The following is a 16237-nucleotide window of genomic DNA, read 5'->3' on the forward strand; positions in this document are numbered from 1 at the left end:
AAGCGCTTGGTTTAACTACTTACGGAATACTCTTTTACGGTATACTCTCACCATGAATTTTCTTGCACACCTTCATTTAGCGGCATTAGCGGAAAGCTCCTTATTGGGAAATTTGATGGCGGATTTCGTTCGGGGTTCCCCGGAAGGCGCATTCAGTCCTGATATTGTGGCGGGTATCCGGATGCATCGTCGGGTAGACAGCCTGACAGACCAGCATCCGCTTGTCACACAGGCACGCAAATTATTCCGTGACGAATATCGGCGCGTTGCCCCCATTACTCTTGATATTGTCTGGGATCACTTTCTTTCCCTTCATTGGGACAAATTTGAAAAACATTACTCGTTGCCTGAGTTTGTCAGTTTTGCCCGCAGCAATATAGAACCTCATCTCGCCTCAACCCCGGAAAAATTTCAAGCATTGAACAATACCCTTTGGTCACAGAACTTGCTTATCCGTTATGCTGATATGTCATGTATCGCCAATGTGTTGCAAAACATGGCACGCCAGCGGCCGAAATTATCCGCACTGGCCGGTTCGTATCGGGATATCGAAAATCATTACCTTGATTTTGAAACGCTATTTTGCCAGTTCTACCCAGAGATGATGGCATTAGCGTCAAATAAGCGTCTGCTTGGATAGGACTTGAACTTTTTATAAATAGCTTTATCTTAATGTAGTCCAAAAGGAATTAAAAACAGCCTATTGATAGGTAAAACCTATTATATCAATTGGTATTTTATCCTTTATTGCTATACCCTAATTCCTTATGCTGTAACCCGTTTTTACATCACACCTTTTAAAATCACAGGAGTCAATTATGGTTTTAGTCACCCGCCAAGCCCCTGACTTTACAGCGACTGCCGTTCTCGGTAACGGTGAAATAGTTAATAACTTCAACCTGAAAAAACACCTGAATGGCCGCCCTGCTGTTCTTTTCTTCTGGCCAATGGATTTCACTTTCGTCTGCCCTTCTGAGCTGATTGCTTTCGATCATCGCTATGAAGAATTCCAGAAACGTGGTGTTGAAGTTGTTGGTGTCTCCTTCGACTCTGAATTCGTTCACAATGCATGGCGTAAGACCCCAATCAACGCAGGTGGCATCGGCGAAGTCAAATACCCAATGGTTGCTGACATTAAACGTGACATCATGAAAGCCTACGGCATTGAGCACCCAGAAGCTGGCGTTGCCCTGCGTGGTTCTTTCCTGATCGACAAAAACGGTGTTGTCCGTCATCAAGTGGTTAACGATCTGCCACTGGGTCGTAACATCGATGAAATGCTGCGTATGGTTGACGCTCTGCAATTCCATGAAGAGCACGGCGAAGTTTGTCCTGCACAATGGGCGAAAGGTCAAGAAGGTATGGGCGCTTCACCTGAAGGCGTCGCAAAATACCTGACCAAGAACGCTGATAAGCTGTAATATCCATCAAGATTCAATCAGTTCATTATATTCGAACTATCCAAAACCAGCCGTCCCATCGGCTGGTTTTTTTATTTCCAAAAATCTCATTCTTTAGATAAGGTGAACCAAGCATTAGAAACAAAAATATTACAAACACCCAAATTCATTAACATCCAGCCATTAACAACCGGCTTATATCAGGAGAACAATACATGTTTAAATCATGGAAAATTCCACTTATCGCTGTTTCCCTACTTATTGCCGCCCCACTTTATTCTGCCACTGAGCCTGCGGTTGAAGCCAAACAAGGCATGGTTGTCAGCTCACAGCGCCTTGCTTCACAAGCTGGCATCGATATTCTCAAAATGGGCGGAAACGCCATTGATGCCGCAGTTGCCGTTGGCTATGCCCAGGCGGTGGTTAACCCCTGCTGCGGCAATATTGGCGGTGGTGGTTTTATGACTATCCATCTCGCTAATGGCAAAGATACTTTCATTAATTTCCGTGAAACCGCGCCGGCTGCTGCCAGCGCTGATATGTATCTGGATAAAGACGGAAAAATTATCAAAGGTGCCAGCCTGTATGGTTATAAAGCGATTGCTGTACCGGGCACAGTCATGGGATTTGAAGAGGCATTGAAAAAGTACGGCACATTGACCCGCGAACAAGTCATGGCACCGGCTATCAAACTGGCTCGTGAAGGCTATATTCTCACCCGTGGCGATACCGATGTTCTGGACACCACCGTTAAGCGCTTCGCCCAAGATCCGGAAGCTGCCCGTATTTTCCTGCGCAAGGATGGTACGCCATTTGAACCCGGGGACAGACTCATCCAAACTGATTTGGCTAACACACTGGAAATGATTGCCAAACATGGGCCTGATGCATTTTACCACGGCAAAATTCCCCAATTAGTCGAAGAAGCGTCTAAAAAATCAGGGGGAATAATAAGCGCAGCAGATTTCGCCAATTACCACGTCACAGAAACACTCCCTGTCACCTGTCGTTACCGAGGCTACAAATTCATCTCTTCTCCGCCCCCCAGCTCTGGTGGTGTAACGTTATGCGAGATATTAAACATTGTTGAAGGCTACGATCTTAAACCCATGGGGTTCAACTCTGCCGCCTATATTCACACATTGACAGAAGCCATGCGCCACGCCTACATGGATAGAAATACCTCTCTGGGCGATCCCGCCTTTATCGACAACCCACTTGACCGACTGTTGAGTAAAAGCTACGCCGAATCGATCAGAAAAGAGATTCAGCCCAACAAAGCCACCCCATCAGTGAATATTCAGCCCGGCATTGGCCCTCATGAAAAACCTGAAACCACCCACTATTCCGTGGTCGATAAAGCAGGCAACGCAGTATCAACGACTTATACCATCAATGGCCGTTTTGGTGCTGTCGTGATTGCACCAGGAACAGGCTTTTTCCTTAACGATGAAATGGACGATTTCACCACTAAAATTGGTGAGAAAAATCTGTATGGGCTAGTCCAGGGTGCAACCAACTCCATTGCTCCTGGTAAGCGCCCGCTATCATCAATGAGCCCGACACTGGTGACCAAAGATAATAAGATCTTTCTGGTCTTAGGTTCTCCGGGAGGCTCGCGCATTATCTCCATCACACTACAAGCTGCCCTGAATATCATCGAATTCAACATGCCACCACAAGAAGCCGTCAATAGCCCACGGTTCCACCATCAATGGCTACCTGATGAGGTCTATTATGAGCAACGTGGCTTATCGAAAGATACGATTAATTTACTGGAGAAAATGGGCTATAAAATGGTGGAACAGACACCCTGGGGCGCAACCGAGTTAATTATGATTGGATTGCCGGGTGCTGCGGGTGTGAAACCCGTTTCATCAGGCAATGATTCCGCCGTATCAGGCATTGTCCGTGAAGGCTATATCTACGGCTCCAATGATGCACGGCGACCTGCCGGTGCCGCGATTGGTTATTAAATGGCTAACGGGCGGTTTGATGGATAAACCGCCCGTTTAACGTTATCAAATCAGCCCGTGGACCAAAATCACGCCAATACATAAAGGTCCGACATATCGCCAGATAAACAGTAAACACTGACGATTCCGCGATGACATATTATCCGGGATAAGCGCATTGACCTTACGTGACCAGCCAAATACGAGGCAAATGATAATCCCGAATAATGGCATCAGGACGTTGGAAGTAATAAAGTCCAGCATGTCGAAGATGGTTTTTCCACCTAATGTGACGTGACTCAGGGGACCAAAAGATAAGGAAACCGGGATACCCATTAACATGATCGATGCCGTGACGATTAAGCATGCTTTACGGCGCGACCATTGAAAACGTGTCTGAACATAAGCAACAATGTGCTCAAGTAATGAAATGGCTGAGGTCAGTGCGGCCATTAATAACAATAAAAAGAAAATGACGGCTAAAATTGAGCCACCAGGAAGCGTGGCAAAATAAATTGGCATCGTCATAAACGTTAATCCGGGTCCCGCATTGGGTTCTAAGCCAGCAGCGGCCAGAGCAGGGAAGATCATCAGGCCAGCCAATATACAGACCAAACTGGAGAGGATGACAACCCAGATACTCGATTTAGCAATCCCTTTGTTATTAGGCAAATAGGAACTGTACGTAATATGGATACCCAAGCCGATAGACAATGAAAAAAATGCCAACCCTAATGCATCTAAAACACCTTTCCCAGTCAAACTATTAAAGTCTGGATATAAGAATAATTTTAGCCCTTCTGATGAACCCGGCAAACGGATGCCAACAATAATTAACACTATCATGATCAAGAATAACAATGGCATCATGACCTTAACTGATTTTTCCAAACCTTTTTGCACACCCGATAAGACCACGAAACAGGTTAGCCCTGAAAATGCCAGATGTGCGATTATCGGCCACCATGGATTACTGATGAAATTGGTGAAAATAGATGTCAGTTGAGAAATGTCGGTGATATGCAACTTTCCTGTACCCGCCATCACCGTGTAACCAATAGTCCAGCCACCGACAACACTGTAGAAGCTATAAATACACCATGAACTGAATACACCGACAAAGCCAACCCATCCCCAGTGTTTACCCAGTAATTTTTTAAATGCATTAACGGCCACTTCACCCGTATAGCTTCCCAGCATGTTTTCGGCTAACAGAACCGCTAGTCCAATCACAAAGCTAAACAATAAAAAGACAATCAGAAATGCACCGCCACCATTTGTTGCTGAAACATATGAAAATTTCCAGATGGCACCAATACCAACGGCAGATCCGGTTGCTGCTAATACGTGCCCCAGACGGGATGTCCATTGTTGACTCATGCTAACCTCCGAACAGATACAGTGTCAGCACATGTAATATCTTTAGATGATAAACGGTATGTCATAATAATTATTAACTTATTGTTATAGATATAATTACACATCAACAGTAACCATTAAAACCACTTGAGTTTCCACGGGTAAAACTGGATTAAGGTTTAACAGTCAGCGATAAGCATCATATTCACTGATACTTGCAAGAGACAGAATGCTACTTTTCTTCATGCTGCATTTCATACTTTGGGAGCTTTACGCTTCCTGCGATGCGGTCATAAATGGCACAGACAACGATAATCAGCAAAGTAGGTAGTAACCAGGCCAGACCCTGATCTGCCAATGGCAAATGCTGCGCCCATTCAGGCAGCAAATGGGACAGATATTCAGACGCTTTTACTGCATCTAAAATCCCAAACAGCAGGCTGACAGACATGGCAGGAACCAGAATGCGTGTGAAGTTATGCCACCAGCGAATAGTAAAACTTAACAATATCAGTACGATACAAGGTGGGTAAATTGCCGTCAAGACTGGAATTGAAAACTTAATCAAGTGATTTAAGCCCACATTTGAAACCAGCATAGAGAATGTGCCTAACAGCAATACCAAGGTACGGTAGGACAACGGCAAATAACAACTGAAAAACTCAGAGCAAGCGCAAGTCAAACCGACAGCAGTGACCATACAAGCAACGAAAATCAGTACCGCGAGGAAGAAGCTACCATAGTTACCAAAAATATTTTGGACATAGGCATGCAAAATCACAGCACCATTTTCTGCGGTAGGCACTAACGTGCCGCTGCCTTCGCCTAGCTTGAACAAAGAGAGGTACACCAGCGTCAAGCCAAGACCAGCAATCAAGCCGGCCCACATCGCATAACGGGTCAACAGGGAAGAATCCTTAACCCCTCTGGAACGGGCAGCATTCACAATCACAATACCGAATACCATTGCGGCCAGGGTATCCATGGTCAAATAGCCATTGACAAAACCATTTGAGAATGGAATTTCCCGATAAGTCTCGATAGCAGAAATCGGATCACCAGCCGGCCACAGTACCGCCGCAATCCCCAAAATGGCCAACGCCAGAATTTTGATTGGTGCCAATATACGGCCGACGCTATCGAGCAGTTTGCCCGGATACAATGAAATTAGCATCACGAGTGCAAAATAGACCACACTATAGATGAATAGAGGAAACTTACCAGTGCCAACAAGGGGGGCAATACCCACTTCAAAAGAAACTGTTGCCGTTCTGGGCGTCGCAAACAATGGGCCGACCGCCAGATAGCAGACCGTTGCCAGAACCAAACCCGCCGCTTTGCCAATCGGTGCACTGAGAGCTTCAATCCCCCCACCCACTTTTGCCAACGCAGTGACGGTGATAACCGGCAAGCCAACCGCAGTTAGCAAAAAGCCGGCGGCTGAGATCCAAACATTCTCTCCAGCCTGTAAGCCAACTATAGGCGGAAAAATAATATTTCCCGCACCAACAAACAAGGCAAAGGTCATAAAGCCTAATGCCCAAATATCCTTAGATGATAAACGGTATGCCATAATAATTGTTAATGTGTTATTACCAAAAGAAATGCCTCTGCGACAGACAGTCACTATCGCAAACACTTGAATTTTCACTGGCGAGACTGGCTTCTGATTTCATAGTCAGTGAGCGACCTCATATTCACTGATAATCGTAAAATACAGAATGGTAGTGGTAATTACAGCTATAATCGCCAATAACTGCCCCCAAGTAAAACTTTTATAGTGTCAAAAGGCAAGCGACAAACCAAAAACCAGAACAATATTCCAAACTACTTTTTAAAATCAGTGATTATTGTTATCTATCATTGAATACACACTATATGATTTGTACATTTTTCGTTCTCACTGATTGATAAGCTATTTTTTGTCCATATTTTTTTATCCCTACTTTTTTATCCATATTGTTACTACTTAATTCCACTAATCTTATCATTTCTCTATAAAACTATTTTCAGCAGGAACAATAAGCTGAGATGCCAACAGAAAACTAAACACGGCTCCCTTGCCTAACGTGCTGGAAATATTGAGATGAGTATTGTAGTGATGCAATGCGTGTTTCACTATCGCCAACCCTAACCCATTGCCGCCAGTCTGGCGCGAACGGGCACGATCGACGCGATAAAAACGTTCTGTCAGGCGAGGTAAATGTTCCGCACTAATCCCACCACCATTGTCTTTCACTGTGAACCGCACCCCCTGAGAAACACTTTGCCAACTCACCTCAATCCGTGTTCCCGAAGGAGTATGCCTAATCGCGTTATAGACAAGGTTGGACATGGCACTGCGCAGTTGCTCTTCATTACCAAAAACTTTCAGCTTTTCATCAATATCAAACACAATATCATACTGTTCATTTCCCAAGGCCACCGCTTCCTGCTGCAATATTTTTAATAGGTTGGGAACATTCACAATTTCACTCATGTCCACTTGTGGTCCCCCTTCAATTTTGGAAAGATGCAGCAATTGCTGAACCAAACCATCCATTCTTTGTATTTGTTCCCGCATCGTGCCGATGACTTTCTGATGCACCTTATTACCAACCATCTGATCTTCCATCATTTCCAGATAACCTTGCAGTACAGTCAGGGGGGTTTTCAGTTCATGGCTCACATTGGCAAAAAAATCTCGCCGGGCATTTTCCAACTGTCGTTTTTGAGTCACATCGCGCACAACCATCAATAATTGTGTCTCAAAATAAGGCATAATGCGAAATTCCATCATATTGCCATTATTCAACTCGATGGACAGAGGGCGAGAAAAATCATTTGCGGTGATATAACGGCTAAAATCAGGATAGCGCAGCAGGTTGAAGATATGCTGGCCATTATCCTCAGGCCAGCGAAACCCAAGTAAATGTTGTGCCAGACGATTACACCAAAAAATATTGCCTTCCTGTGTCATCATCACAACGGCATCCGGCAGTGACTCAGCACCACTACGAAAACGCTTGATCAATAATGTGAGTTCACGACGCCGTTTGCGATTGCGTTGCTGCATCTGGTAAATGCCATAAAAGATAGGTTCCCAGCCGCCACGACTGGCTGGTGGTAGCATCCTGCGATCCAGCCACAACCAATCAGATAATTTCAGCAAATTGTAGCCATGCCATACCAATGCCAGAAATAACGCGATAACCAGCAGCCATGCCAAGTGACCAATAAAGAGAGACAAAAAGAGAGCGGGCAAGCAAAAAAGCACAATACCCCATGCCAACTTTTTCCAAGATAAACGCTCAAGCACGCGACTTTACTCCCATCAATACACAGTCAATAGCGGGTAGAAAAGCGATATCCTGTACCACGCACAGTCTGTACCATCTTATCGTGCTCCCCTGTCTCCAGCGCCTTGCGCAAGCGTCGAATATGGACATCAACCGTGCGATCTTCCACATAAACATTGGTTCCCCACACATAGTCAAGTAATTGCTCACGGCTATAAACCCGCTCAGGATGAGTCATAAAAAAGTGGAGAAGTTTGAATTCAGTTGGCCCCATTTCCAAATCCTGTCCATGACTGGAAACACGGTGGGAAGAAGGTTCCAGAATCAATCCATCCATATCAATAACGTCTTCCGCTTCCATCGGTGAAATGCGACGCAGAACCGCCTTGACACGGGCAATCAATTCCTTGGGCGAGAAAGGCTTCGTTATATAATCATCAGCACCGACATCTAAACCACGTACCCGATCTTCTTCTTCTGTCCGAGCCGTGACCATAATGACGGGGATCGCCTTGGTGTTATTATCCCGCTTCATTTGCCGGATAAGTTGTATCCCCGACCCCCCAGGAAGCATCCAATCCAACAAGACCAAATCAGGATAAGGTTCAGACAGACGCCTTATTGCCATATCGTAATCTTCGACTTCAATGGCCTGATAACCGTTTTGCTCCAGTGCAAAACAAACCATTTCACGAATCGGTACTTCATCTTCAACGACCAAAATACGTTTAACCATGGTTAATCCTGCTAATATCATTAAGGTCAGCGATTTTCACCGTAAAATATTATGAGTCAATTTTATGACACTTTTATGAACCCTTATATTTCTCAATCCGTAAAAGACAAACTGGCTCCCAGAGAAAATCTTGCACCGTTGTTATATTTCATTTTGGATGCGAAGCCGCTCGAAAATTCAGTAAAGAATGCCGAATTGCACAGGACATCCCTCTCTCTGCCATTATAATTAGCGCCTGTCACAACGGATAAGAAAAACACTCAGGCAACGGCGGGGAACTCATGCGAATCATTCACACATCTGACTGGCATCTTGGCCAATACTTCTTTACGAAAAGCCGCGCCGCGGAGCATAAGCACTTTTTGCAGTGGCTGATTGAAAAAATCGTTCAGCATCAAGTTGATGCCCTGATTATTGCCGGTGATATCTTTGATACCGGTTCCCCGCCCAGCTATGCGCGCGAGCTTTATAACAAATTCATTGTGGCGCTACAGCCCACAGGCTGCCAACTTGTCATTCTTGGGGGAAACCATGATTCCGTTGCCACACTCAACGAAGCAAAATCCCTCCTCTCTTACCTGAATACCACGGTAATTGCCAATGCTGAAACCGAAGATATCGCACAGCAGATAAAGATCCTGCATAACAAAGAAGGCAATGCCGGGGCGATCCTCTGCGCCATTCCCTATCTGCGCCCACGGGATATCTTAACCAGCCAGGCGGGGCAATCCGGCGTACAAAAACAGCAGGCATTACAGGATGCCATCAGCGAACACTATCACAGGCTCTACCAGCAAGCCTGTACATTACGAGAACAACTTGGTCAGCCATTACCGATTATTGCCACCGGTCACCTCACCACAGTAGGGGCTTCCACAACAGATTCCGTTCGCGATATTTACATCGGCACATTAGATGCCTTCCCTGCACAGGCATTTCCTCCCGCTGACTATATCGCACTGGGGCATATCCACCGCCCGCAAGTTATCGGTAAATCAGAGCATATCCGCTACAGCGGTTCCCCTATTCCACTCAGTTTTGATGAAGTGGAACAGGAGAAAAGTGTCTGCCTGGTGGATTTTAAATCAGGCAAACTCGATAGCATCACACTGTTAACAATCCCTCATTATCAGCCGATGCAGCTTATTCGTGGTAATTTGCAGCAAATCGAAGCGCAGTTACAAACATTTAAGGAATATCAGGGAGAACGCCCTGTTTGGCTGGACATTGAAGTCGCAACCCAAGATTATCTGCACGATATCCAGAAACGCATTCAGACCTTAAGTGAAGGGTTGCCCGTTGAGATCATCCTGTTACGCCGCAGTAAAAGCGCCCGCCAACTGTCACTGTCCGAACAGAATAAAGAAACCCTTAGCGAACTGAGTGTCCATGAAGTCTTCGAGCGTCGTTTGGCACTGGCAGAAATAGACGATCTTGCTCAGAAACAACGCCTGACCACCCTGTTTAAACAAACGCTGGACGATATTTCTCAGCAATAACCTAAAGAGAACGCACCATGAAAATTCTTAGCTTACGGCTGAAAAATATCAATTCCTTGCAAGGCGAATGGAAAATTGACTTTACGGCAGAACCTTTTGCCAGCAATGGATTATTTGCCATCACCGGCCCAACAGGGGCAGGAAAAACCTCCTTACTGGATGCCATTTGCCTCGCCCTTTATCATGAAACACCAAGGCTCAACACCATTTCTGCTTCTCAAAATGAATTAATGACCCGCCATACCGCCGAATGCCTTGCTGAAGTAGAATTTGAAGTCAAAGGCGTCGCTTATCGGGCATTTTGGAGCCAGCGCCGCGCCCGCAATCAGGCAAATGGCAAGCTCCAAGCACCAAAAGGAGAATTGGCTCTCAAAAAAGAGGGAAAAATCTTGGCGGATAAGATCCCTGAGAAAAAAGAAAAAATTTCCGAAATAACCGGGCTGGATTTTAGCCGTTTTACCAAATCCATGCTGTTGTCACAGGGGAATTTTGCTGCATTTTTAAATGCAAAGGATACCGATCGGGCAGATCTACTGGAAGAGCTAACCGGCACAGAAATTTACGGCATTCTGTCCCAGGAAATTTACCAACGCCATAAAGAGGCACACTCTGAACTGAATATCCATCAGGCCAAAGCCTCTTCCATTGAATTACTCACGCCAGAACAGCAACACGCATATCAAAACCAACAACAACAGCTTGTGGCTGAAGAAAACCAACTCAGCCAACAAATAAAGGCATTGCAAACGGCCGAACAGTGGCTGCTTCGGCAAGATGAACTCCAGCAATCACGGGCAAGCAATGCTTCACTTTTGCAACAGACTGAGCACGCCATTCAAGAAGCCCAACCTCAATTACAACAACTTGCCGCCAGCGAACCGGCAGAGAAAATCCGTCCATTATGGGATGCACAAAACCGGGCACACCATGAAAAACAGTGGCTCACGGAACAACGCACAAAAATAGAGCATGAACACCAACAACAACTGGCAATGCTGCAACCTGCCGAACAGCAATTGGCACAACAGGAAAAAATACGGAAAGAGCACCAACAGTATCAAGATCAGCAAGAAAAGCTCATCTCAGAGCAAATTATACCGCTCGATCATAAAATTGATGTTCAATCCAAAGAAATGATGAAACTCGAAAAAGAGATTGCCGAGCAAGACCGCGATCTCACAGAGATTTCATCCCAATACCAAGCCACACAGAATCAAATAACGGCTTTAAATAATGAACAAAAGGCGTTGGCATCTTACGATGAGCAGCATCCTTATTACCGCAATCTGGACAGCAAACTACCTGAATGGAAACAGCTATTCACTCGCCAGCAAGAGCGGCAAGAGAAAATAAACCAGCTTACCCAAAGTACCCAACAAATTACCTCGGAGCTGACCCGTACAACGGATTATCTACATACATTGCAGGCCGAATTGGCTAACCAACAAGCACAAAGCCAACTACTGGGCAATAACCTTGCCGCAGCGGAAAACCAACTCACAACATTGCAGCACAAACATCCGCCGGAACAGTTACAGAAATCTTTAGAAAACTACCAGAAACAACTGGCATCACAGAACCAACTGGCGATCTTACTTCCACAGATCCAGCAGTTACAGAGGACGATCTCGGCCGATCAAAGCCAATTGACACAATCCCAAGCATTGGTCAAAGCCTTGCCTGATCAGATCGCCATCCTCAATCAACAATGGGCAGACAAGCAACAACATTATGACGATCTCAGCCACCGAATTCGTCTGGAACAACGGATAGTCAGTCTGGAAAAAGAACGAGCACAATTAAAACAAGGTGAATCTTGCCCGCTTTGCGGTTCAACGCATCATCCTTTAATCAGCGAATACCGGAATATTGCCCTGCCGCATTCAGAAGAGCGCTTGAAAACCCTGCGCCAACAGCTCGATCAACTTCAAGAAAATCGCACAACCCTACAGCAAAAACAGCAACATCAACAGCAGCACGGCGAACAATTGCAGCAAAATATTGCCCAATGCAATGCTAAATTAACGGAATGGGTGAAACAGTGGCAACACCATTGTCAGCAGTTGCAGGTGACAGAATTACCCATAGATGCAGAGGCGGTTAATCATTTTATCAGCCAGCGACAATCGGCTTATCACCAACATCAAATGCAACAGGAAGCCCTGTTACAGGCAGAAAAAGACCATCAGGCAGCCGAAAAAGCATTGGCTGCCAACCGAGAGCAATATCAGGCATGTGAAAAGCGTATTGAACTGGAAACGTTCAAACAGGATTCAGCCGAAAAACAACGAACAGAAAAGACGGCAGAAGCTCAACAACTCGCAGCCGCTTACGCGGCGACAGCACAACAGTTAAACACGGAATTACAGCCAACACCTTTCACCCTTCCCGCCCATCAGGAAATAGAAAACTGGCTGCAACAACGTGAGCAAGAATTAAAAAACTACCATGATTCACGTGAAAAATGGCAGCAACTACTAACAGAACAAGCCGCCCTGCAAAGCAAACTGAGTGAGTTGGACAAGCAAAAAAATAAGCTCACCGCCCAACTTCATACTTTGCATGAACAACAGCAACAACAAAAACAGTTATTGGCACAAACACGCCAGGAGCGTCATCGTTTATTTGGCGAACAATCCATTGCTGCCGTCCGTCAGGCTTTGCAGCAAAAAACCCATGAACTGGAAGCTGCTTACAAACAGGCCGCTTTCCATCTGCAAAAAATGCAAAACCAATTGAGCCAATTAACCGGTGCTGCCAGTGAAATAGAAAAAAGCCATATCACAGCCGAAGCAAACTACAAACTTGCTGCCAGACACTTCCAAGCAGGCTTAGAACAGCAAGGCTTTCCTGATCAATTCTCTTTTGAACGCGCTTTGCTGGAACCGGAACAACGGGAAAAATTACAACAGTTACAAGAAAAACTTGAACAACAACAATGGCAAGCCCAAACACGGCACCATGAATCAGAAGTCGCCTTACAGCGACATACAGAAACACAGCCGCAGTTGCTTAATCAATATGAGCCTCAACAGTTATCCGCCCTATTAACTGACGTTACCACCAAGTTGAAACACAACAACCAGCAACAAGGTGAAGTCAGAACCCTGTTAAACAGCGATACCACTCGCCGTCAGCAACAACAAGGGTTATTGGCACAGATCGCACTGTTACAACAAAAATATGATGACTGGAGTTACCTCAACAATCTTATTGGCTCTGCCGATGGCGCTAAATTCCGCCGTTTTGCCCAAGGCCTGACCTTGGATCACCTCGTGCATCTGGCAAATATCCGATTGGAAAAATTACATGGGCGCTACCACTTGCAACGCAAAGATGACGGCGGGCTGGAATTACAAGTCGTTGATATCTGGCAAGCGGATGCAATTAGGGATACCAAAACCCTTTCCGGCGGAGAAAGTTTTCTGGTCAGCCTCGCTCTTGCGCTCGCCTTGTCTGACCTCGTGAGTAACAAGACACAAATAGAGTCCCTGTTCCTTGATGAAGGCTTTGGCACACTTGATGCCGAAACCCTTGATATCGCCTTGGATGCACTGGATCAGCTTAATGCATCAGGAAAAACCATTGGCGTTATCAGCCACGTAGACGCCTTGAAAGAACGCATCCCCGTGCAGATCAAAGTGGAAAAAAAGAATGGCTTGGGATGCAGTCAATTAGCACCAGAATTTCGAGGTTAATGAACCGTATTGATGCGAAAGTAACACAGCACCCCGAATATCGCAGCCGCAGTGGTTTTTTAGCCTTGGCTGCCAGTAAGGCACTGCAATAAATATGGAGAGCCCGCTAAAGCAGGCTCTTAATTCAAAATTCAATGCTTAATGACATAAAGATCTTTGGTAGATATCTGTCCCAGAAGATCAGCATAATAACCGCCAATATAAGGTTTAACCAATTGTGCAGTGACATAATAATAAACAGGAATGATAGGGGTATCTTTGGTGATAATATCAAGAGCCTTTTGAAAATCTTCTTGCTTATTCGTTTCTCCGGCTTTACGAGTCCAATTATCGAAATCCTTATTAGAGTAAAATGAACTATTATTTGTCTGATTTGTTGTAAATATATTAAAGAAAGAGACAGGACTATTATAATCACCAATCCATCCAGATCTAATGACATCATATTTCCCTTGATGCTCGCTTTCCAGCTTCACTTTCCACTCTTCAGCTTGTATATTTGCAATAGCACCAAGGTTCTTTTTCCACATAGAGGCTGCTGCAATCGCAACTTTCTTATGCAAGTCGTTTGAGTTATAAATCAAGCTGAATTTAAGAGGATGATTTTTATTAAAACCTGCTTCATTCAATAATTGTTTGGCTTTTTCGTCACATTGAGCCTGTGTCCATGATGCATAGTCAGGTTGTTTGAATTTAAAACCACCAATTCCGGGTGGTAAAATTGTATAAGCAGGTATTTGCCCTTGAGCTACGATCTTATTAGCAATAATATTTCTATCCAGGCTCAGATTTAACGCTTGTCTGACTCTAATATCATTAAACAGCGGATTTTTATTATTAAGTGAATAGTAATATGTACTCAGTATCGGTGAAATATGAATTTGTGAACTCATATTTTTCTTTAATGATGCAAAAGATTCCAATGGGATCGTAAATGTAATATCTATCTCCCCGGCCAGATAGCGGTTCAAATCTGAGGTCTCTGACGAAAGAGGAAGATAAGTCACTTTATTAATAACGGTATTTTTATTGTCCCAATAATAAGGATTTCTTACTCCAACAATTTTTTCATTCACTTTCCATTCAGCTAACTTAAATGCGCCACTAGAAACAAAAAATTCAGGTTGAGTCCATTTATCCCCATATTTTTTAACGACTTTTTCGCTAACCGGAGAAGAAATCGTGAACGCCAGCATCTGTAAAAAATATCCAACGGGTTTCTCTAGTCTTACCTCTAACGTTGAATCATCCAAGGCTTTAACACCAAGCTCCTCCACTTTTTTCTTGCCAGCTAAAATTTCTTTAGCATTCATCACAGAAGCATCAACAAAATAGCTACCATAAGGAGAAAGCGTTTTTGGATCTGTCAAACGCCGCCAGCTAAACACCACATCATGAGCGGTAATGGGAGTTCCATCAGACCATTTGATCCCTTTCCTTAAATGGAAAATCCACGTTTTATTGTCCTTCATTTCCCAGCTCGCAGCCAGTTTAGGTATAATCTGACCTTGTTTATTCGTGTCTACTAATGTATCAAAAAAATCATGGATAATATTTATTGCAATATTACCTTCAACTTTATCGACATCCAGTGAAGCAGGCTCTGCACCATTATTGCGGACAATTTCTTGTTTTTCCGCCAATTGTGTGCCAGGTGGAATAACGGCGGCATAAGACGGCGTGATGCTGCCTAATACCATACTTATAGAATAGATTAATATTCTCATTTCTTTATAGCTAATTTTATTTAACATAGTTATTTCCCTTTATTGCTGTGATGTGGTTTTATTATTGAGAAAATTCTTTGTATTCCTGATGGAAACAGATCCATTTTATTCTTTTAAAAATAATTTCGTAAGACATGAGTTACAAAAAATCAATTCATTTGAAATATACAGGCAAAAAACATATATTCTAATAAAATCAAAAAATTAAATTAAAAGTCAAAGAAAATTTTGCTTTCATGTTGAAAGCATCTTTATTTATACTATACTTTTAGTGCGAATAAAATTTAAACCATAAATTATAAATACTGATAATCAATAGATTTAAATCTATATTTTATAAACTTCAAGTTGCAGCTCACAAGAAAAAATCAGCTTATAATCTTCTCTTCCGGCGCCGCGGAAAGATAATAAATGCATCTTGAAGTATGAAGAGTAAAGAAATCATTATTCTTATCTCTATTCATTCCATTAGTGAGAAAACATACAGGATACATTTTATGAAAAATTTATTCTCTACAGAAAACAGGCTAAATGCCTTTTCATAATGCTGAGACTCTGATATTTCTGATTCCTTTCAACGTCTTT

The 16237-nt window shown here is 44.0% G+C and carries 10 protein-coding genes; 5 read left to right on the plus strand and 5 right to left on the minus strand.

Going from position 1 to position 16237, the window contains the following annotated elements; all coding sequences use genetic code 11:
• The first annotated feature begins 52 nt into the window (after positions 1-52).
• From PSI15_RS13120 to ggt, 3 genes are all read left to right on the plus strand, one after another.
• Positions 53-640 (plus strand): acyl carrier protein phosphodiesterase, encoded by a 588-nt coding sequence (locus tag PSI15_RS13120; RefSeq protein WP_273583912.1) that lies wholly within the window; start codon positions 53-55, stop codon positions 638-640.
• A 178-nt stretch (positions 641-818) separates the two neighbouring features.
• Positions 819-1421, plus strand: a complete 603-nt coding sequence (locus tag PSI15_RS13125; RefSeq protein WP_045968862.1) for a peroxiredoxin C — start codon at positions 819-821, stop codon at positions 1419-1421.
• A gap of 194 nt (positions 1422-1615) precedes the next feature.
• Positions 1616-3376: a gamma-glutamyltransferase gene (gene ggt / locus PSI15_RS13130; protein WP_273583913.1), complete on the plus strand. Its 1761-nt coding sequence runs from the start codon at positions 1616-1618 to the stop codon at positions 3374-3376.
• A 45-nt stretch (positions 3377-3421) separates the two neighbouring features.
• Here ggt and PSI15_RS13135 read toward each other — a convergent pair whose 3' ends face one another.
• The 4 genes from PSI15_RS13135 to phoB form a co-directional block, all read right to left on the minus strand.
• Complete coding sequence (locus PSI15_RS13135; RefSeq protein WP_273583914.1) at positions 3422-4735, minus strand: sodium-dependent transporter; 1314 nt, start codon at positions 4733-4735, stop codon at positions 3422-3424.
• A gap of 211 nt (positions 4736-4946) precedes the next feature.
• On the minus strand, positions 4947-6287 hold the full coding sequence (gene brnQ, locus PSI15_RS13140) for a branched-chain amino acid transport system II carrier protein (RefSeq protein WP_273583915.1): 1341 nt from the start codon (positions 6285-6287) through the stop codon (positions 4947-4949).
• A gap of 414 nt (positions 6288-6701) precedes the next feature.
• The gene (phoR, locus tag PSI15_RS13145) at positions 6702-8012 is read right to left on the minus strand and encodes a phosphate regulon sensor histidine kinase PhoR (protein ID WP_273583916.1); all 1311 of its coding nucleotides are present in this window, start codon (positions 8010-8012) and stop codon (positions 6702-6704) included.
• Between the two features lie 26 nt (positions 8013-8038).
• Positions 8039-8728, minus strand: coding sequence for a phosphate regulon transcriptional regulator PhoB (gene phoB / locus PSI15_RS13150; protein ID WP_273583917.1), 690 nt, complete (start codon positions 8726-8728; stop codon positions 8039-8041).
• Positions 8729-9009: 281 nt separating this feature from the next.
• On the opposite strand from phoB, the gene sbcD reads away from it, so the two are divergent.
• Positions 9010-10227 carry an exonuclease subunit SbcD gene (sbcD, locus tag PSI15_RS13155; RefSeq protein WP_273583918.1) on the plus strand — a complete coding sequence of 406 codons (1218 nt, stop codon included), beginning with the start codon at positions 9010-9012 and terminating at the stop codon, positions 10225-10227.
• Between the two features lie 17 nt (positions 10228-10244).
• Positions 10245-13925 carry an SbcC/MukB-like Walker B domain-containing protein gene (locus PSI15_RS13160; protein ID WP_273583919.1) on the plus strand — a complete coding sequence of 1227 codons (3681 nt, stop codon included), beginning with the start codon at positions 10245-10247 and terminating at the stop codon, positions 13923-13925.
• Between the two features lie 131 nt (positions 13926-14056).
• Here the strand turns inward: PSI15_RS13160 and PSI15_RS13165 are convergent, their stop codons facing one another.
• Entirely contained in the window at positions 14057-15679 is a 1623-nt protein-coding gene (locus PSI15_RS13165) for an ABC transporter substrate-binding protein (protein WP_273583920.1), read from the minus strand.
• Positions 15680-16237 lie beyond the last annotated feature (558 nt).

The organism is Xenorhabdus sp. PR6a, assembly GCF_028599065.1.
In the GTDB taxonomy this organism is placed as follows: Bacteria; Pseudomonadota; Gammaproteobacteria; order Enterobacterales; family Enterobacteriaceae; genus Xenorhabdus; species Xenorhabdus doucetiae.

What these genes read in the sequence shown, in the direction of transcription:
- PSI15_RS13160 (WP_273583919.1), top strand. Translation starts at nt 10,245, where the DNA reads ATGAAAATTCTTAGCTTACGGCTGAAAAATATCAATTCCTTGCAAGGC.
- PSI15_RS13165 (WP_273583920.1), bottom strand. Translation starts at nt 15,679, where the DNA reads ATGTTAAATAAAATTAGCTATAAAGAAATGAGAATATTAATCTATTCT.
- PSI15_RS13135 (WP_273583914.1), bottom strand. Translation starts at nt 4,735, where the DNA reads ATGAGTCAACAATGGACATCCCGTCTGGGGCACGTATTAGCAGCAACC.
- PSI15_RS13120 (WP_273583912.1), top strand. Translation starts at nt 53, where the DNA reads ATGAATTTTCTTGCACACCTTCATTTAGCGGCATTAGCGGAAAGCTCC.
- PSI15_RS13125 (WP_045968862.1), top strand. Translation starts at nt 819, where the DNA reads ATGGTTTTAGTCACCCGCCAAGCCCCTGACTTTACAGCGACTGCCGTT.
- phoB (WP_273583917.1), bottom strand. Translation starts at nt 8,728, where the DNA reads ATGGTTAAACGTATTTTGGTCGTTGAAGATGAAGTACCGATTCGTGAA.
- brnQ (WP_273583915.1), bottom strand. Translation starts at nt 6,287, where the DNA reads ATGGCATACCGTTTATCATCTAAGGATATTTGGGCATTAGGCTTTATG.
- ggt (WP_273583913.1), top strand. Translation starts at nt 1,616, where the DNA reads ATGTTTAAATCATGGAAAATTCCACTTATCGCTGTTTCCCTACTTATT.
- sbcD (WP_273583918.1), top strand. Translation starts at nt 9,010, where the DNA reads ATGCGAATCATTCACACATCTGACTGGCATCTTGGCCAATACTTCTTT.